Genomic DNA, 14,542 nt, shown 5'->3' on the forward strand with positions numbered 1-14,542 from the left:
ATGCACGAAAGTTTCTAATCTATTCTTTTATACGTCACAAACGAGTAAGCATATGGATGTTTTTCATCTTTTTTGAAATCTTCTCGTTCTACTTCTTCCCATTCGTCCAAGTCTATTTCTGGGAAATAAGTGTCTCCATCAAATTCGTGATGAACTTCTGTGATGTACAAAATATCAGTAAATTCCATCGCTTGTTTGTAAATATTTCCACCACCGATAATGTAAATATCATCGTCAATTTTTTTCGCAACTTCTATTGCTTTTGGTAAAGAAGACGCAATTTCGATACCTTCTGTATTCCAATTCTGATCTCTTGTCACAACAATATTGGTACGATTTGGTAAAGGTCTACCCAATGATTCGAACGTTTTTCGTCCCATAATAATAGGATGCCCAGAAGTTATACTTTTGAAATGTTTCAGATCATTTGGTAAATGCCAAATCAAATCATTTTTTGCACCAATTACGTTGTTGCTTGCTTTTGCTACTACAATGTTTATCATAAGTTATAAGGTAAAAAAAGCTATCCTCTTGCAAGGATAGCTTAACAAATATAATAATTTTAGTGAATTATTTCATTTTATTTATAGCATCTTGTAATTGCTCCACTTGTTTTGCAATAGTTGCTGATTTAATTGTTTTTGCAGCATTCGTTTTTACTTGCAATGCTTTTTCAGCCATCATTTTCACAGCTTGTCCTGCTTGTGGATTTTGTTCTTTCAAATATGGATAATAACGCGAATATGTTTTAGCAATTTCAGCCGTTGCATCTGGTGTGTCATTGTTCATAATCCAATTGAAAGCTTGTTCAGCAATTTTTCCTTTTTCTGGATCTTGGAATTTTACGAATTCATACATCGCAGCAGATTCCGAAATTAAAGCAGCTTTATCCAATTGATTATTTTTGATCCAAGTCGGAACTAATGCCATTGCTAAATCTGGTGAACCTTTAATCACTTCATTATCAAGATTAGTTGTTAAATCATTAATTTTTGAAGGATTATTTTTTAAGATTCCAGTTAACGAGGCTCCTTGAACACTAAATGAAGGGCTTTTTGAAGCTTTCTCGAAAATTGCTACATCATAAATATTGGCATCATTCAAAGCACTTAAAGCAGCCGCTTGAACCAATGTTTTAGGATCATTAGAAGCCAATTGTTTTAATTTTGATGAAGCTTTATCAACAATCGTTTTTGATTTTGTGTCCAATTTATGAATCGCATAAATTCTTAATCCATCAAATGAATCATCTAAAGCATTAACCAAGGCATCAGCCGCTTTTGGATTAGTTGCTTGCGCATTTGCCATTGCTTCAATCGCTAATAAACGTGTCGTGTAATTTCCTTTTCCAGCTTTGTATTGCGCAATAAAATCTTCAACAGGTTTTTTATCGTCGATATCTGCTAATAAAACTTGATCCGCATTTGGAATAACGACATCAGGTTTTTGGTTTGCTGCAAATTCGAAAACAGTTTCGGCTTGTTTTGGAACCCAAACTTGTTGACGCGTTGTTTTTCCATTTTCGACAATATCAATCGCAAAAGGAAATTCAAATAATTTTGAAGCATCTTGACGAACAACAACTTTTATTTTTTTATTTGCTGAAGAATAATCTGAAACAACTGTTAATTTTGGATGACCATTTTCGTAATACCATTGATTGAAAAACCAATTTAAGTCACGACCAGAAACTTCTTCCAAAGCCAATCGTAATTGAGTAGATTCAGCTTTTCCGTATTCATTATCTTTCAAATATTTGTTCAAACCTTTGAAGAAAGCATCATCTCCTAAGAAGTTTCTCAACATATGTAAGATAATTCCACCTTTGTTGTACGAAACACCATCAAACATGTCTTCGCGAGAATTGTAATGAACTCGAACCAAATTTTTCGTTGGTCCATCGCCTTGTTTATAACCAAACATTTCGTTGTAACGATGCTCATCCGCTTTCTCTTTTCCGTATTTATATTCAAACCATAAATATTCAGAATAATTAGCAAACGATTCATTCACTGTTAAATTTCCCCAACTTTCAGCCGTAACTAAATCTCCAAACCAATGGTGAAATAATTCGTGCGCAATAACATATTCAGCAGTGTTTTCATCGACTAATTGACCAGCTTTTTGCTGAACACCATCATGAAATAAAGAAGCTGTTGTATTTTCCATAGCTCCAGAAACATATTCGCGAGCCGTCATTTGTGCATATTTATCCCAAGGATAAGGATAGTTTAATCTATCAGAAAAGAACTGAATCATTTCTGGTGTATTACCAAAAATTTGCTTTGCAACATCTTTATATTCTGGTTCTACGTAATAATCAACATTGATATTTTTCCATTTATCATTGATGACTGCGTAATCTCCAATCCCGAAAAAGAATAAATATGGCGCATGTTTTTTATCAAATTTCCAATAATCAGTTTTTGTTCCGTCCGAATTTTTCTTCGAAGATTTCATTGTTCCATTTGATAATGAAACATATTTATCAGGATATGTTAACGTGATTTCTTGTGAAGTTTTTTGATTCGTTTTATCAATTGTCGGGAACCAACAAGAAGAAGATTCAGTTTCGCCTTGTGTCCAAATTTGAGTTGGATAATTTGGTCGTTCACCTTTTGCATTGATAAAATAAACACCTTTTGCATCGTTTATGGCCGCACTTCCTTCTTGTTTTACTTCGTTTGGACGCGCTGTATACTTGATGTAAAGTGTATATTCTTGATCTTTTTTGTATTCTTTATCCAAATCGATGACTAATTGTAAATCATCGTATTTATAATTTAATTTTTTTTTTGTAGCACCATTTACCAAAGCGACTTCGCTAATCAACATTGCTTTTGCGTCTAATGTAACTTTGTTTGTAGCATAGAAATGTGGTTTCAATGTTACCCAAGCTTCACCTAAAACGTGCTCTTTTGCATAATCAAATTTAAGATCCAATTTGGTATGAACAAGATTATTAATTCGTTCTGCTTCTGCACGATAAATATCTAATTTGTTCGTTTGGTTTTCGTTATAACTCGGCGGTGGCGTCATTACTTGCGCATAAGTAAGACTTGATATAATAAAGGCTGATGAAAGCCAAAGGATTCGTTTTTTCATCGTAAAAATTTATTTCTATTGGTTGATAATTTTCTCGAAAAGTTACAAAAAAAGCCTCCAATTTGGAGACTTTAAGTGTTTTTTTATGATTAAACTGCTACAATTCCTTTGATGTGAGGATGAGCTTGATAATTTTCTAATTCGAAATCTTCGTATGTAAAATCAAAAATATCCTTTACATTCGGATTGATTTTCATTGTTGGAAGAGGAAAAGGTTCGCGTGTTAATTGTAGTTCAACTTGTTCAAAATGATTTTTGTAAATATGTGCATCTCCAAAAGTATGCACAAAATCGCCGACTTCTAAATCACAAACTTGTGCAACCATCATTTGTAATAACGCATATGACGCAATATTGAATGGAACACCTAAGAAAATATCTGCACTACGTTGATACAATTGCAACGATAATTTTCCATCATTCACATAAAACTGAAAAAATGCATGACATGGAGCTAAAGCCATTTGATCTAATTCTCCAACATTCCAAGCAGAAACTATAATTCTACGTGAATCAGGATTATTTTTTATTTGATCAATCGCAACTTTAATTTGGTCAACAACTTCTCCATTTGGTTTCCCCCATGAACGCCATTGATGACCATAAATAGGACCTAAATCACCATTTTCGTCAGCCCATTCGTTCCATATTCTTACACCATTATCTGTTAAATATTTGATATTCGTATCACCTTTCAAAAACCACAACAATTCGTAGATAATCGATTTTAAATGTAATTTTTTAGTCGTCACCAAAGGGAAACCTTTCGACAAATCGAAACGCATTTGGTAACCAAAAATACTTTTAGTTCCTGTTCCCGTTCTGTCTTCTTTAAAAGCGCCTTCTGCTAAAACCTTTTTACATAAATCGTGATATTGTTGCATTTTGAGTATATTTAACCTTTCAAATTTAGTGATTTTTTTTAGAATGAAAATTAGTTTAATTTTTACAATTTTAGTGCTTTTTATGTTTTTTGCTTCGTATAGCAAATCAGATTTTGGACGAAAAATTGCGCAACATTTTTATTTCCAAACTTTATTTAATGTTGTTTTGGTGGTTGTTTTTGTGTCAAAAATTGTTCATATCAAACTAAATTTAATCTCAATGATTTCGCTAATTGTTATTGGTTGCATGTTGTATATGAGCTTTCCAAATTATTTACAACAATTGAAGAGAAGGATAGGTAAATAGTTACGTATAATTTTTTATCTTTGCACTTATGAAAAACGAAGCGGGAATTTTTGGTTTAAGACCAGTAATAGAAGCGATTGAAGCAGGGAAAACAATCGACAAAATTTTTATTCAAAAAGGTTTACAAGGTGAAATTTTTTCTGAATTGAGAAAATTAATCACTGAATATGAAATTCCTGTAAGTTATGTACCTGTAGAAAAACTAAATCGTTTTACAGGAAAAAATCACCAAGGAGTCTATGCATTTATTTCGCCAATCGAATTTGATTCAATCGAAAATGTATTACCTCAAATTTGGGAACAAGGAAAAACACCTTTTATCTTGATTTTAGATCGTGTTTCTGATGTTCGTAATTTTGGTGCAATCGCTCGTACAGCAGAATGTGTTGGTGTTGATGCAATTATTATTCCAGCAAAAGGTTCGGCTTCTGTAAATGCAGATGCGATCAAAACTTCGACAGGAGCGTTGTACAATATTCCGGTTTGTAAAGAAGGAAATTTAGTGAATGTTATTAAATATTTACAATCGGCTGGAATCTCAATTTTTAGTGCTTCTGAAAAATCAGCAGAATTTATTTATGATGCAGATTTCTCTGTTCCTGCAGCTATTGTGATGGGAAGTGAGGAAGATGGAGTTTCGGATTCTATTATTAAAATTTCGGATAAAATTATTAAATTGCCTATGGCTGGACAAACTGCTTCACTGAATGTTTCGGTTGCGGCTGGAGCGATTTTGTACGAAGCTGTTCGCCAAAGAATGTTACAAGATTTATTTTAAAAACATATAACGATGACCTATTCTACTTTTATTGGATTTTTGTTGATTGCGATTAGCGTTGCAATGTACTATTTTACAAATTTAGATATCTCAAGATTATTTGCGGACAAAGAATTTTTAGTCGGAATAACAGGAGGTGCTGGAGTTGGATTTATACTTGGTGGATTCTTAGGTTGGTTGTACAAATACAAAGCAGTGAACAAAGCGAATGCAGAAATTGCAAACGAAGAAAAACGTAAAGTTGCAGAACAAAAAGCACAAGAAGCAGCTGCAAAAGAGCAAGCAAAGTTAGATGCGCAACAAGAAAAAGAAGAATCGGGATTGTAATTATGAAAGCAAATAGTTTTTTAAAAATTACATTTCTTTTTGTAATATTATTTTTTTCAAATTTTGTTAATGCTCAAAAAGTTTCTCATTATATCATTAATGAAGAATATTTTGAATTCCCTGGAAAATGGGAACATAAAGGACAACTTAAAAGTTCAAGTCAATATCATTTTGTTAATAAGAAAACCGATGTTAGCTTAATGATTGTCGTAGCGAAACCAGAAAAATATGAATTTTATGAAACAGGTTTGTCTGAAAGTGAACTTTTAGAGAAATATTATAAATGGGAGACTGATTATTGGAAAACCGGAGAAAAAGTATTAGTATCAGAATTAAAGAGAAACTCTAATTATATAATTTGGAGAATATTTAAGGAGAAAGTAAAAGGAAATATAGATTTAAATTCATATTTATTATTTTCGGTTCGTAATAATAAATTAACAGGGATTACTTTAAATGATAATGGAGAAAAACCGATGTCTGAAGAAGAAAAAATAAAATTTTTGGAAGATATTTTTCAAAGTCAAAATAAAAAATAAAAAACGGTCGAAAATTAATTTTCGACCGTTTTTTTATGTTGTATTTCTTGGTAATAAAAACAAGGAACTAAAATTAATAAAAACATGGGCTGAATGAGAAATCTTCTCACATAAAATAAAACCATTTCGCCTGATGAAAAATGTGTTGAAATCAAATAATTATAGATTGGTAAAAGAACGATTAATCCGATAATCATAATAATGATAGAGAATTTAACGTAACTTTTTTTCCAGAAAATAAACCAAACAATTAATACCGTTAATAATGTATTAATTAGATAGCGAACCATCAGACTTGCGTTTAATTTTGGTAAATCAATTTCAGGAAATTTTGAATGTCCAACAAAATGAAAGTATTCTAAGAAAGGATCATAAAATAAAATATCTTCAAATTTTCGGACTAATATTAATCCAAAAACAAGTAAAACTGCAATTGCATAACGTAAATATTTATTTAGCATTTTGCTTATTGTATTTTGTTACAAAAAATTTGATCCAAACAATCCAAAGAATCACGATTGAACCATAAATAATTGCAGGGAATAGATAATCGTGCGCCATTTTACCATATTCTGCGTGGTATCTAAAAATATAATTTAACAACATAATTCTCGAAATATTCATCACAAAAAGAATTGCTAAACCAGACAAAATAAACAAAAAAGTTTGTTTGAAATTCGTGTAAAAAGCAACGATAAACGCTATGAAAATTATCAAAATAGAAATCGCATTACAACCTTCATTTACAATAGACGCCACTTGTCCGTCCATTACCAAACGCATCCAAGGCTGATTTTCTGCAATATTAGAAAAAGTAAAAAAACCACATTTGTTCAAGCCAAAAGCTGTTACATCTGACGTTAATTTTGTAAACGGATCAGGGTTATTGTGCGGTAAATATTGATCCAAATACAATTTATAAGCTAAACTTAAAATAATGTAAGTTCCTAAAAAACGTGCAAGGAATAACAATAAAGGTTTAAATTCTTTCATTTGGTTAAAAAATCTTGAACAAATATAAATGAAAAACGTCAACTTTTGATTAAGTTATGATTAATCAATAAATTTGCTTTTTTAGAAGTAACAAAATGCAAGATTTACATAAACGCGTGGATGTCATAATTGATAGCGCAATTTCTACGGAAGATAGATTACAAAAGATTTGTCAATTGTTGAGTGACGAAGTTGAATACTATAATTGGGTGGGATTTTATTTCAAGAATGGAGATAAAAATGAACTAAAACTTGGACCTTATGTTGGTGCAGCTACCGATCATACAATAATTCCTTATGGTAAAGGAATTTGTGGGCAAGTGGCAGAATCTAACGAAACTTTTGTTGTGCCAGACGTTTATGCACAAGATAATTATTTGGCTTGTTCAATAGAAACGAAAGCTGAAATTGTTGTTCCAATTTTCAAAAATGGAGAAAATATTGGTCAAATTGATATCGATTCGCATAAAATTAATCCGTTTACAGAAGACGATACAAAGTTGTTAGATTACGTTTGTCAGCGAGTTTCAGAAATTATTTAAGCAATGATTGATTTAATTTTAAAATATTTTCCTGATTTAACGGAAAAACAAATCGAACAATTTTCGAAAGTTGGTGATTTGTACAAAGAATGGAACGATCAAATCAATGTTGTTTCTCGAAAAGATATTGATGAAATTTATACGAACCATATTTTACATTCTTTAGCGATTGCAAAAGTGATGGAATTTGCAGATGGTTCTTCTGTTCTGGATGTAGGAACTGGAGGTGGTTTACCAGGAATTCCGTTGGCAATTTTGTTTCCGAATGTTCAGTTTCATTTGGTAGATTCTATCGGAAAAAAAATCAAGGTTGTAAAAGGTGTGGCTGACGGTTTAGGTTTGACGAACGTAAAAGCAGAACAAAAACGTGCCGAAGAATTAACAGATAAATACGATTTTGTGGTTTCTCGTGCGGTGACAGCAATGCCAAGATTCGCAGAATGGATTCGAGGAAAATTTAAAAAAGAAGCGATTAATCCTTTTCCTAATGGCTTATTATATCTAAAAGGAGGTGATTTGACAGAAGAATTAGCAGGTTTTCCAAATGCTGTTTTGTTTGATATTCAAAACTTTTTTGACGAAGATTTCTTCGAAACGAAGAAAGTCGTTTATTTAGAAAAGAAAGATATTTAATTTATAGAAATTATATACTTGAAAACCGAAATCAATTTGATTTCGGTTTTTTATTTTAACAATAATCTTGTTTAAACTTTCAAATAGTGATTTTTAATTATTCAGCTATTTTTCTTTTTTTTAAGGTTTAAAAATAATGGTATTTAAAGCTTTGACGTTAATAAAATTGAATAAGCGTAGGTTATAAATGATTTAATGAACGTATGTGAATTTTTAAATCATTATCGAAGTGTTGATAATTTTTAGTCAAAGATTTATAACCTTGATTTTTTTGTTTCGTTTTTTTATCAAGAAAAAAATGAAAATAAAAAGAGATTAAAGAGTTATATCACGTTTTGCTTAGTAAAAAAGTTTAAACACAATAATTATTGAATTAATCCAAAAATTAAATTTTAAAACGTTATTTTATCCAATACTTTAAGTTCTTTTTAAGAGGTTTTCTCGTCAAAATTCACTATATTTGTTTGTTTTAAAAAGTTAGAGACATATTATGAGTAATAACACATATACGGCGGATAATATCCAAGCGTTAGAAGGAATGGAGCACGTACGTCTTCGTCCATCGATGTACATTGGAGACGTCGGAGTTAGAGGATTACACCACTTAGTTTACGAGGTTGTTGATAACTCTATTGATGAAGCTTTAGCAGGATACTGTGATACAATCAAGGTAACAATTTTAGAAGGAAACTCGATTCGTGTCGAAGATAACGGACGTGGTATTCCTGTCGACTTACATAAAAAAGAAGGAAAATCTGCATTAGAAGTTGTAATGACGAAAATTGGTGCAGGTGGTAAGTTTGATAAAGATACGTACAAAGTTTCTGGAGGTTTGCACGGTGTTGGAGTTTCGTGTGTTAATGCACTTTCTAACCATTTATCGGCAGAAGTTTTCAAGAACGGAAAACAATATATTCAGGAATATTCGAAAGGGAAACCTTTGTACGATGTAAAAGAAGTTGGAACGACTGATAAAAGTGGTACAACAGTAACTTTTACGCCAGATGATACAATTTTCCAAGAAGTACAAACATATAACTATTCTACTTTAGCAAATCGTTTGCGTGAGTTAGCTTTCTTGAACAAAGGAATCAATATTGTATTGGTTGATGAACGCGAAAAAGATGCTGATGGAAATCCTGTAACAGAAACTTTTCATTCTAAAGAAGGATTAAAAGAATTTGTTGAGTTTATCGACGGTAGCCGCGAATCTATTATGGACAAAGTAATCTTCATGGAAGGTGAACGCGATGGAATTCCAGTTGAGGTTGCAATGCGATACAATACATCGTATAACGAAAATGTACATTCGTATGTAAATAACATCAATACACACGAAGGTGGAACACATTTATCTGGTTTCCGTCGTGCATTGACACGTACATTGAAAAAATATGCTGAAGAAAACTTTAATCTTGCAAAAGAAAAAGTTGAAATCGTTGGAGATGACTTCCGTGAAGGATTAACAGCAGTGATTTCGGTAAAAGTAATGGAGCCTCAATTCGAAGGTCAAACGAAAACGAAATTAGGAAACTCTGAGGTTTCTCCTGCGGTTGATAAAATCGTGGCAGAAATGTTAACGAATTTCTTAGAAGAGAATCCAACAGAAGCAAAACAAATTGTTGATAAAGTAATTTTAGCAGCAAAAGCTCGTCAGGCAGCGAAGAAAGCTCGTGAAATGGTACAACGCAAAAATCCTATGGGAGGAAGCGGATTGCCAGGGAAATTAGCGGATTGTTCTTCTCGTAAGCCAGAAGAATCTGAGTTATTCTTAGTCGAGGGAGATTCTGCCGGAGGAACGGCAAAACAAGGTCGTGATCGTCATTTTCAAGCAATTTTACCATTGCGTGGTAAGATTTTGAATGTAGAGAAAGCGATGGCGCACAAAGTTTTGGATAACGAAGAGATTAAAAATATTTATACAGCTTTAGGTGTAACAATCGGAACTGAAGAAGATTCGAAAGCACTTAATATTTCAAAATTACGTTACCACAAGGTTGTAATTATGACCGATGCCGATGTCGACGGTTCTCACATCGCGACATTAATTTTGACATTCTTCTTCCGTTACATGAAAGAATTGATTGAGCAAGGACATATTTACATTGCAACGCCACCTTTATATTTAATCAAAAAAGGAGCGAAAGCAGAATATGCTTGGGATGAAAAAGATCGTGAACGTTTAACTGCAGAATTTTCTACAGATGGTTCTGGTAAAGGAGTTACAATTCAACGATACAAAGGTCTTGGGGAAATGAACGCAGAGCAATTATGGGATACAACTCTTAATCCAGAGCACAGAACGTTGCGTAAAGTAACGATTGACAATGCAACAGAAGCAGATCGCGTGTTCTCTATGTTGATGGGTGATGATGTACCGCCTCGTCGTGAGTTTATCGAGAAAAATGCACACTATGCAAAAATTGATGTTTAATCGATTTGAATAATATAAAGTAATAAATCCAGCTTTTAAGCTGGATTTATTTTTTGTAATTGAATATATAAATCTTGAATGAAGAAGATTTACTCCGAAATAATCAATGTTGTTGGTACATTGGAAATCCAAATACTTTTTGTTTCGATTAAGTTTTTCCAACTTTTCATACTAATCATCATCAAATCCATTTCATCTAAAAACTCTTTATCCAGTTGTTGTTTGTACGAAAGACTAATATGATTTGGAGCAATATTTTCGATACTACGAATAATTTCTTTTACTTCTGAATGACGTTTTGTGTAACCGCTCACGTCTACAATAATAATTTGAGATTCGCTATTCGAGATTAAACGTTGTGCATATTTCAGTAAATCGGCATCTTTATTTCCGAAAAGAGGAAGAAAAACTTTTTCAGCTTTTGTGAAATTTTTATCCAAAACAACACCAACAGGAACTGTTGATTTGTTCAATAATTGTTTCGTTCTTTCGTTGAAAATTGAATGATCAAACATGTTTTCTTTTCCAGTAACTTGACCAATCAAAATATCTGGATCGATAATTTTTGTCGTAAATCCTAAAATATTTCCTAATAACGAACCTGAATAAATAGAATTTCTAACACCCATCAACATCAAATCGTAATCACCTTTTTGTGCAATATCAATTGTCTCAAAAACCATATCTGTAGAAACTTTGAACATGGTTGTTACATCTTGATGTAATTCTTCGGAAACCTCAATAATCGGTTCAAAAATTTCTGCTTCTCTATCTTCAAGATTGAAATGTTGCACTTCGCTACTTTTCATCACATGAATTGCGGAAACAAGTGAGTTTTCGTCTTGTTTTTTGATAAAGCTATTAGCTATTCGTAACAATTCAGCACCTTTTTCAGGTGTTTGAAAATCAATTAATATTTTATATTTCTGACTTTGACTAATTTCAGAAAGTTCATTTTCTGTCTTTTGTTTTCGAAAAATCCAATTGATTAAATCTAAAGCTGGACCTGTCATAAAAGTTGTGACCAAAGCCATTATCACCATCATAGCGAAAACTTCTGGTGTTAAGACACCTAAATCATATCCAATGTTTAACACGACTAATTCCATCAAACCTCGTGTATTCATTAAGGCACCAATGGTCAAACTGTCTCTCCAGTTTTGCCCAACAAATTTAGCGGCTACTGCACTTCCAACAAATTTTCCTGTTACAGCTACCAAAATAATCATTCCCGCAGTTTGCCATAAATGTGGACTATCTAATAATCCAATTTGTGTTCTTAAACCTGTAAAAACAAAGAACAGCGGAAGTAATAAAACCAATGAAACATCTTCTATTTTTTCGATGAATAAATTTCTAAATTTCACATTTTCAGGCATAATTGTTCCAGCTAAAAAAGCTCCAAATAATGCATGAATTCCTATGATTTCACTTAAGTATGAAGAAATAATTAAGACCAAGAAAAAGATTCCAATGATAGGTTTTGTAAGCGTTGTTTTGCTCGAATGTACGTCTGCAATTCTCTTTAGGAAAGGACGAACGAAACGAACCATCGCGATAACGTAAACAATTGCTAGTAAAATAACATACAATGAACTGATGAATGAGCCAGCTTTTACAATTGCGATAACCGCGGCTAATAAACACCAAGCCGTGATATCGTCGGCAGCAGCGCAAGTAATTACAATAGAACCTAAACGAGTTTTGCTAATCCCGCGTTCTTGTACAATACGAGCCAGAACGGGAAAGGCTGTAATACTCATCGAAATTCCGATAAAAAGGGCAAATGATAGAAAGTTAATTCCTTCTGGAGCAAATTCCATATAAATTAATCCAGCTAGAGCTAAACCAAGTGTAAATGGAATAATGATACTCGCGTGACTAATAACTATGGCGTCTTGTGCATTTTTCTTTAGCACTTTAAGGTCTAATTCCATTCCGATGACATACATGAATAGAATCAAACCGATTTGACTGATAAATTCTAAGTTTCTTAATGATTCTTTTGGGAAAAGATCTCCGAAAAATTCTGGGAAATGCATTCCAATGAAAGAAGGACCAAGGAAAATACCTGCAATAATTTCTCCAATTACAGTTGGTTGTCCAATTTTATTAAATATCCATCCAAAAACTCTTGCGGTAAATATAATGGTCACAATTTGTGCTAATAAAATAGCAAGAGGGTGTCCAATATTATGTGTAATACTGTTGATGAAATCATTGAAGTAATTGCTTCCATTTGCAGCATGAACAACATGTTTCCCAGCTTCCATTTCTTCTGCTTTAATCACAATAAAATACATCATGATTGAACAAAGTAGAATGGTTATTATATAAAAAATAGAATTTCTTGTCGATTTTTTCATGGCGTTAATTTTTAACAAAAGTCAGAAATTAATTTACAGAAAAATATCAATATTTTTTAAACTTGAGTAAAATGTAATGAAATGGATTTTTTTTGTAATCAAATTGAAATTTGAGCAATAAAATTAGCTTTGTAAACTTCACTTAACACCAAATTAATTTCTTTATTTTCTTTTGATAAAACATCTAAAGTAACATTGTCTGAGTGAAAATATTTAATATGATGCAAGCTAATTATTTCTCGTTTATTGATGCGGACAAAATCTTTTTCGGGTAACATTTCTGATAATGCATCGAGTGTGATATTTTTCAAAATTAAGAACGATAAATCTTGATAATAAACCACTTTATCACGGCTGTCAACACTAGAAGTTGTAATGTACAAAATTTGATTAAACTGCAACAAAATTTTTCCTTTGTCTGAATTTAATTGTACAAAATTATTTGGTGTCGAAAAATTATTTTGTAAACGTTTTTTTACTTTGTCAACAGCTTGTTGTAAACGCTCTTTTTTGATTGGTTTTTGAATATAATCTGTCGCGTCTAAATCAAAAGCATCAACAGCATATTCCTTATAAGCAGTGGAAAAAATAAACGGTTTTTCTTTTAATAAATTAGCGATTTGTAAACCATTTATTTTAGGCATTTCGATATCTAAAATACAAAAGTCAAAATCAAGATTTTCGATTTCGTTAATGAATAATTCAGGATCAACATAAGCTTTCACAACTTCGATGTCTTCCATTTGTTCACACAACATTTTCAGGTACTTTAACCCAAGAATTTCGTCGTCAATTAGTATGCATTTTAGTGTAAAACTCATGTAAATTTATTTTTAAGTTGGCTACAAAAATATCCTGTTCAATAGTTTTAGAAAGTAAGAAATCGTCGTCGTAAACCATTTTCAAGCGGTGTTCTAATGATTGACTTCCATGTCCGCCAGTTTCTTTTTTCAAACTATTTTTTGGAGAAATTTTATTCATTACCTGAATTTGAAATGATTTATTATTCAGTTCAAGCATAATTTTTATAAATGAATTGGCTTGTTGAAAATCGGTATGTTTGAAAGCATTTTCAATAAAATCAATACTTAATAAAGGTAAAATAATTTTTTCTTGATAGTAAGGTGAAGTTTCATCAATTTTCGTTTTAACTTGAAAATCAAACAAAGGCGAAACTTTTACTTTATTAATTTCAATAAAGTTTTTAGTGAAATCTATTTCATCTTTTATCGTCACAAAATTGTCTTTGCTTTCGTACAAAATATAATCCAATAAATTAGCTAATTTATCAATCGTATAATAGGTTTGGTACGCATTGGATTGAATCGAATTGAGAATATTTTGAACAAATGTGGATTCAATTTTGCTTCGTATGACTCCAATTTTAACTCATCAACTTTTGTAGATAAATTGTCTAAACGTTGCGTTTGCTCATGACTTATTTTTTTCTCAGATTTTAATGAATGGATTAAATATGTAATCATAATGATTAGAAAAATAATCAATGCAATAACGAGATAAAGTAATATGGTAGGAAGTTGAATCATGCGAAAAATTCTAACTCAAAGATAGAATAATTTATGAATAAAAAAATCCAGAAAGTAGAACCTTCTGGATTTTTAGAAATATGGTGA

16 protein-coding genes are annotated in these 14,542 nt (G+C 31.7%); 7 read left to right on the forward strand and 9 right to left on the reverse strand.

Annotation, left to right across the window (positions count from 1 at the left end; all coding sequences use genetic code 11):
* Nucleotides 1-14: 14 nt before the first annotated feature.
* The 3 genes from B3578_RS05550 to B3578_RS05560 form a co-directional block, all read right to left on the reverse strand.
* Entirely contained in the window at nt 15-503 is a 489-nt protein-coding gene (locus B3578_RS05550; RefSeq protein WP_115001867.1) for a dihydrofolate reductase, read from the reverse strand.
* A 67-nt stretch (nt 504-570) separates the two neighbouring features.
* Nucleotides 571-3,105, reverse strand: coding sequence for a M1 family metallopeptidase (locus tag B3578_RS05555; protein ID WP_286495522.1), 2,535 nt, complete (start codon nt 3,103-3,105; stop codon nt 571-573).
* A gap of 89 nt (nt 3,106-3,194) precedes the next feature.
* A complete protein-coding gene (locus tag B3578_RS05560; protein ID WP_180905207.1) occupies nt 3,195-3,989 on the reverse strand; it encodes a thymidylate synthase in 795 nt (264 codons plus the stop codon).
* 43 nt (nt 3,990-4,032) lie between these two features.
* On the opposite strand from B3578_RS05560, the gene B3578_RS05565 reads away from it, so the two are divergent.
* From B3578_RS05565 to B3578_RS05580, 4 genes are read left to right on the forward strand one after another with little or no spacing between them, the layout of a single operon-like run.
* Nucleotides 4,033-4,296, forward strand: coding sequence for a hypothetical protein (locus tag B3578_RS05565; protein ID WP_221854513.1), 264 nt, complete (start codon nt 4,033-4,035; stop codon nt 4,294-4,296).
* A gap of 28 nt (nt 4,297-4,324) precedes the next feature.
* A complete protein-coding gene (gene rlmB, locus B3578_RS05570) occupies nt 4,325-5,074 on the forward strand; it encodes a 23S rRNA (guanosine(2251)-2'-O)-methyltransferase RlmB (protein ID WP_219034413.1) in 750 nt (249 codons plus the stop codon).
* A 12-nt stretch (nt 5,075-5,086) separates the two neighbouring features.
* Complete coding sequence (locus B3578_RS05575; protein WP_219034412.1) at nt 5,087-5,401, forward strand: hypothetical protein; 315 nt, start codon at nt 5,087-5,089, stop codon at nt 5,399-5,401.
* A gap of 2 nt (nt 5,402-5,403) precedes the next feature.
* A complete protein-coding gene (locus B3578_RS05580) occupies nt 5,404-5,940 on the forward strand; it encodes a hypothetical protein (RefSeq protein ID WP_286495525.1) in 537 nt (178 codons plus the stop codon).
* 14 nt (nt 5,941-5,954) lie between these two features.
* Here B3578_RS05580 and B3578_RS05585 read toward each other — a convergent pair whose 3' ends face one another.
* Together B3578_RS05585 and xrtF are read right to left on the reverse strand one after the other, a co-directional pair.
* Nucleotides 5,955-6,401: an exosortase F system-associated membrane protein gene (locus B3578_RS05585; protein ID WP_125349788.1), complete on the reverse strand. Its 447-nt coding sequence runs from the start codon at nt 6,399-6,401 to the stop codon at nt 5,955-5,957.
* Nucleotides 6,391-6,933 (reverse strand): exosortase family protein XrtF, encoded by a 543-nt coding sequence (xrtF, locus tag B3578_RS05590; protein WP_221854516.1) that lies wholly within the window; start codon nt 6,931-6,933, stop codon nt 6,391-6,393. The genes B3578_RS05585 and xrtF overlap by 11 nt, the downstream gene beginning before the upstream one ends.
* A gap of 95 nt (nt 6,934-7,028) precedes the next feature.
* On the opposite strand from xrtF, the gene B3578_RS05595 reads away from it, so the two are divergent.
* The 3 genes from B3578_RS05595 to gyrB all read left to right on the forward strand — a co-directional run bounded on the left by B3578_RS05595 (nt 7,029) and on the right by gyrB (nt 10,542).
* On the forward strand, nt 7,029-7,475 hold the full coding sequence (locus B3578_RS05595; RefSeq protein ID WP_038332644.1) for a GAF domain-containing protein: 447 nt from the start codon (nt 7,029-7,031) through the stop codon (nt 7,473-7,475).
* Nucleotides 7,476-7,481: 6 nt separating this feature from the next.
* Nucleotides 7,482-8,108 (forward strand): 16S rRNA (guanine(527)-N(7))-methyltransferase RsmG, encoded by a 627-nt coding sequence (gene rsmG / locus B3578_RS05600; protein WP_125349806.1) that lies wholly within the window; start codon nt 7,482-7,484, stop codon nt 8,106-8,108.
* A 490-nt stretch (nt 8,109-8,598) separates the two neighbouring features.
* Nucleotides 8,599-10,542 carry a DNA topoisomerase (ATP-hydrolyzing) subunit B gene (gyrB, locus tag B3578_RS05605; RefSeq protein ID WP_291047214.1) on the forward strand — a complete coding sequence of 648 codons (1,944 nt, stop codon included), beginning with the start codon at nt 8,599-8,601 and terminating at the stop codon, nt 10,540-10,542.
* Nucleotides 10,543-10,631: 89 nt separating this feature from the next.
* Here the strand turns inward: gyrB and B3578_RS05610 are convergent, their stop codons facing one another.
* The 4 genes from B3578_RS05610 to B3578_RS05625 all read right to left on the reverse strand — a co-directional run bounded on the left by B3578_RS05610 (nt 10,632) and on the right by B3578_RS05625 (nt 14,455).
* Nucleotides 10,632-12,908, reverse strand: coding sequence for a cation:proton antiporter (locus B3578_RS05610; RefSeq protein ID WP_291047216.1), 2,277 nt, complete (start codon nt 12,906-12,908; stop codon nt 10,632-10,634).
* A gap of 98 nt (nt 12,909-13,006) precedes the next feature.
* Nucleotides 13,007-13,666, reverse strand: a complete 660-nt coding sequence (locus tag B3578_RS05615) for a LytR/AlgR family response regulator transcription factor (protein ID WP_291047217.1) — start codon at nt 13,664-13,666, stop codon at nt 13,007-13,009.
* A gap of 31 nt (nt 13,667-13,697) precedes the next feature.
* Nucleotides 13,698-14,291, reverse strand: coding sequence for a histidine kinase (locus B3578_RS05620; protein ID WP_349676195.1), 594 nt, complete (start codon nt 14,289-14,291; stop codon nt 13,698-13,700).
* On the reverse strand, nt 14,189-14,455 hold the full coding sequence (locus B3578_RS05625; RefSeq protein WP_291047219.1) for a hypothetical protein: 267 nt from the start codon (nt 14,453-14,455) through the stop codon (nt 14,189-14,191). The genes B3578_RS05620 and B3578_RS05625 overlap by 103 nt, the downstream gene beginning before the upstream one ends.
* Nucleotides 14,456-14,542 lie beyond the last annotated feature (87 nt).

This window comes from Empedobacter sp. UBA1574 (genome assembly GCF_002322895.1).
In the GTDB taxonomy this organism is placed as follows: Bacteria; Bacteroidota; Bacteroidia; order Flavobacteriales; family Weeksellaceae; genus Empedobacter; species Empedobacter falsenii_B.

What these genes read in the sequence shown, in the direction of transcription:
- B3578_RS05550 (WP_115001867.1), bottom strand. Translation starts at nt 503, where the DNA reads ATGATAAACATTGTAGTAGCAAAAGCAAGCAACAACGTAATTGGTGCA.
- B3578_RS05555 (WP_286495522.1), bottom strand. Translation starts at nt 3,105, where the DNA reads ATGAAAAAACGAATCCTTTGGCTTTCATCAGCCTTTATTATATCAAGT.
- B3578_RS05560 (WP_180905207.1), bottom strand. Translation starts at nt 3,989, where the DNA reads ATGCAACAATATCACGATTTATGTAAAAAGGTTTTAGCAGAAGGCGCT.
- B3578_RS05565 (WP_221854513.1), top strand. Translation starts at nt 4,033, where the DNA reads ATGAAAATTAGTTTAATTTTTACAATTTTAGTGCTTTTTATGTTTTTT.
- rlmB (WP_219034413.1), top strand. Translation starts at nt 4,325, where the DNA reads ATGAAAAACGAAGCGGGAATTTTTGGTTTAAGACCAGTAATAGAAGCG.
- B3578_RS05575 (WP_219034412.1), top strand. Translation starts at nt 5,087, where the DNA reads ATGACCTATTCTACTTTTATTGGATTTTTGTTGATTGCGATTAGCGTT.
- B3578_RS05580 (WP_286495525.1), top strand. Translation starts at nt 5,404, where the DNA reads ATGAAAGCAAATAGTTTTTTAAAAATTACATTTCTTTTTGTAATATTA.
- B3578_RS05585 (WP_125349788.1), bottom strand. Translation starts at nt 6,401, where the DNA reads ATGCTAAATAAATATTTACGTTATGCAATTGCAGTTTTACTTGTTTTT.
- xrtF (WP_221854516.1), bottom strand. Translation starts at nt 6,933, where the DNA reads ATGAAAGAATTTAAACCTTTATTGTTATTCCTTGCACGTTTTTTAGGA.
- B3578_RS05595 (WP_038332644.1), top strand. Translation starts at nt 7,029, where the DNA reads ATGCAAGATTTACATAAACGCGTGGATGTCATAATTGATAGCGCAATT.
- gyrB (WP_291047214.1), top strand. Translation starts at nt 8,599, where the DNA reads ATGAGTAATAACACATATACGGCGGATAATATCCAAGCGTTAGAAGGA.
- B3578_RS05610 (WP_291047216.1), bottom strand. Translation starts at nt 12,908, where the DNA reads ATGAAAAAATCGACAAGAAATTCTATTTTTTATATAATAACCATTCTA.
- B3578_RS05615 (WP_291047217.1), bottom strand. Translation starts at nt 13,666, where the DNA reads ATGTTGTGTGAACAAATGGAAGACATCGAAGTTGTGAAAGCTTATGTT.
- B3578_RS05625 (WP_291047219.1), bottom strand. Translation starts at nt 14,455, where the DNA reads ATGATTCAACTTCCTACCATATTACTTTATCTCGTTATTGCATTGATT.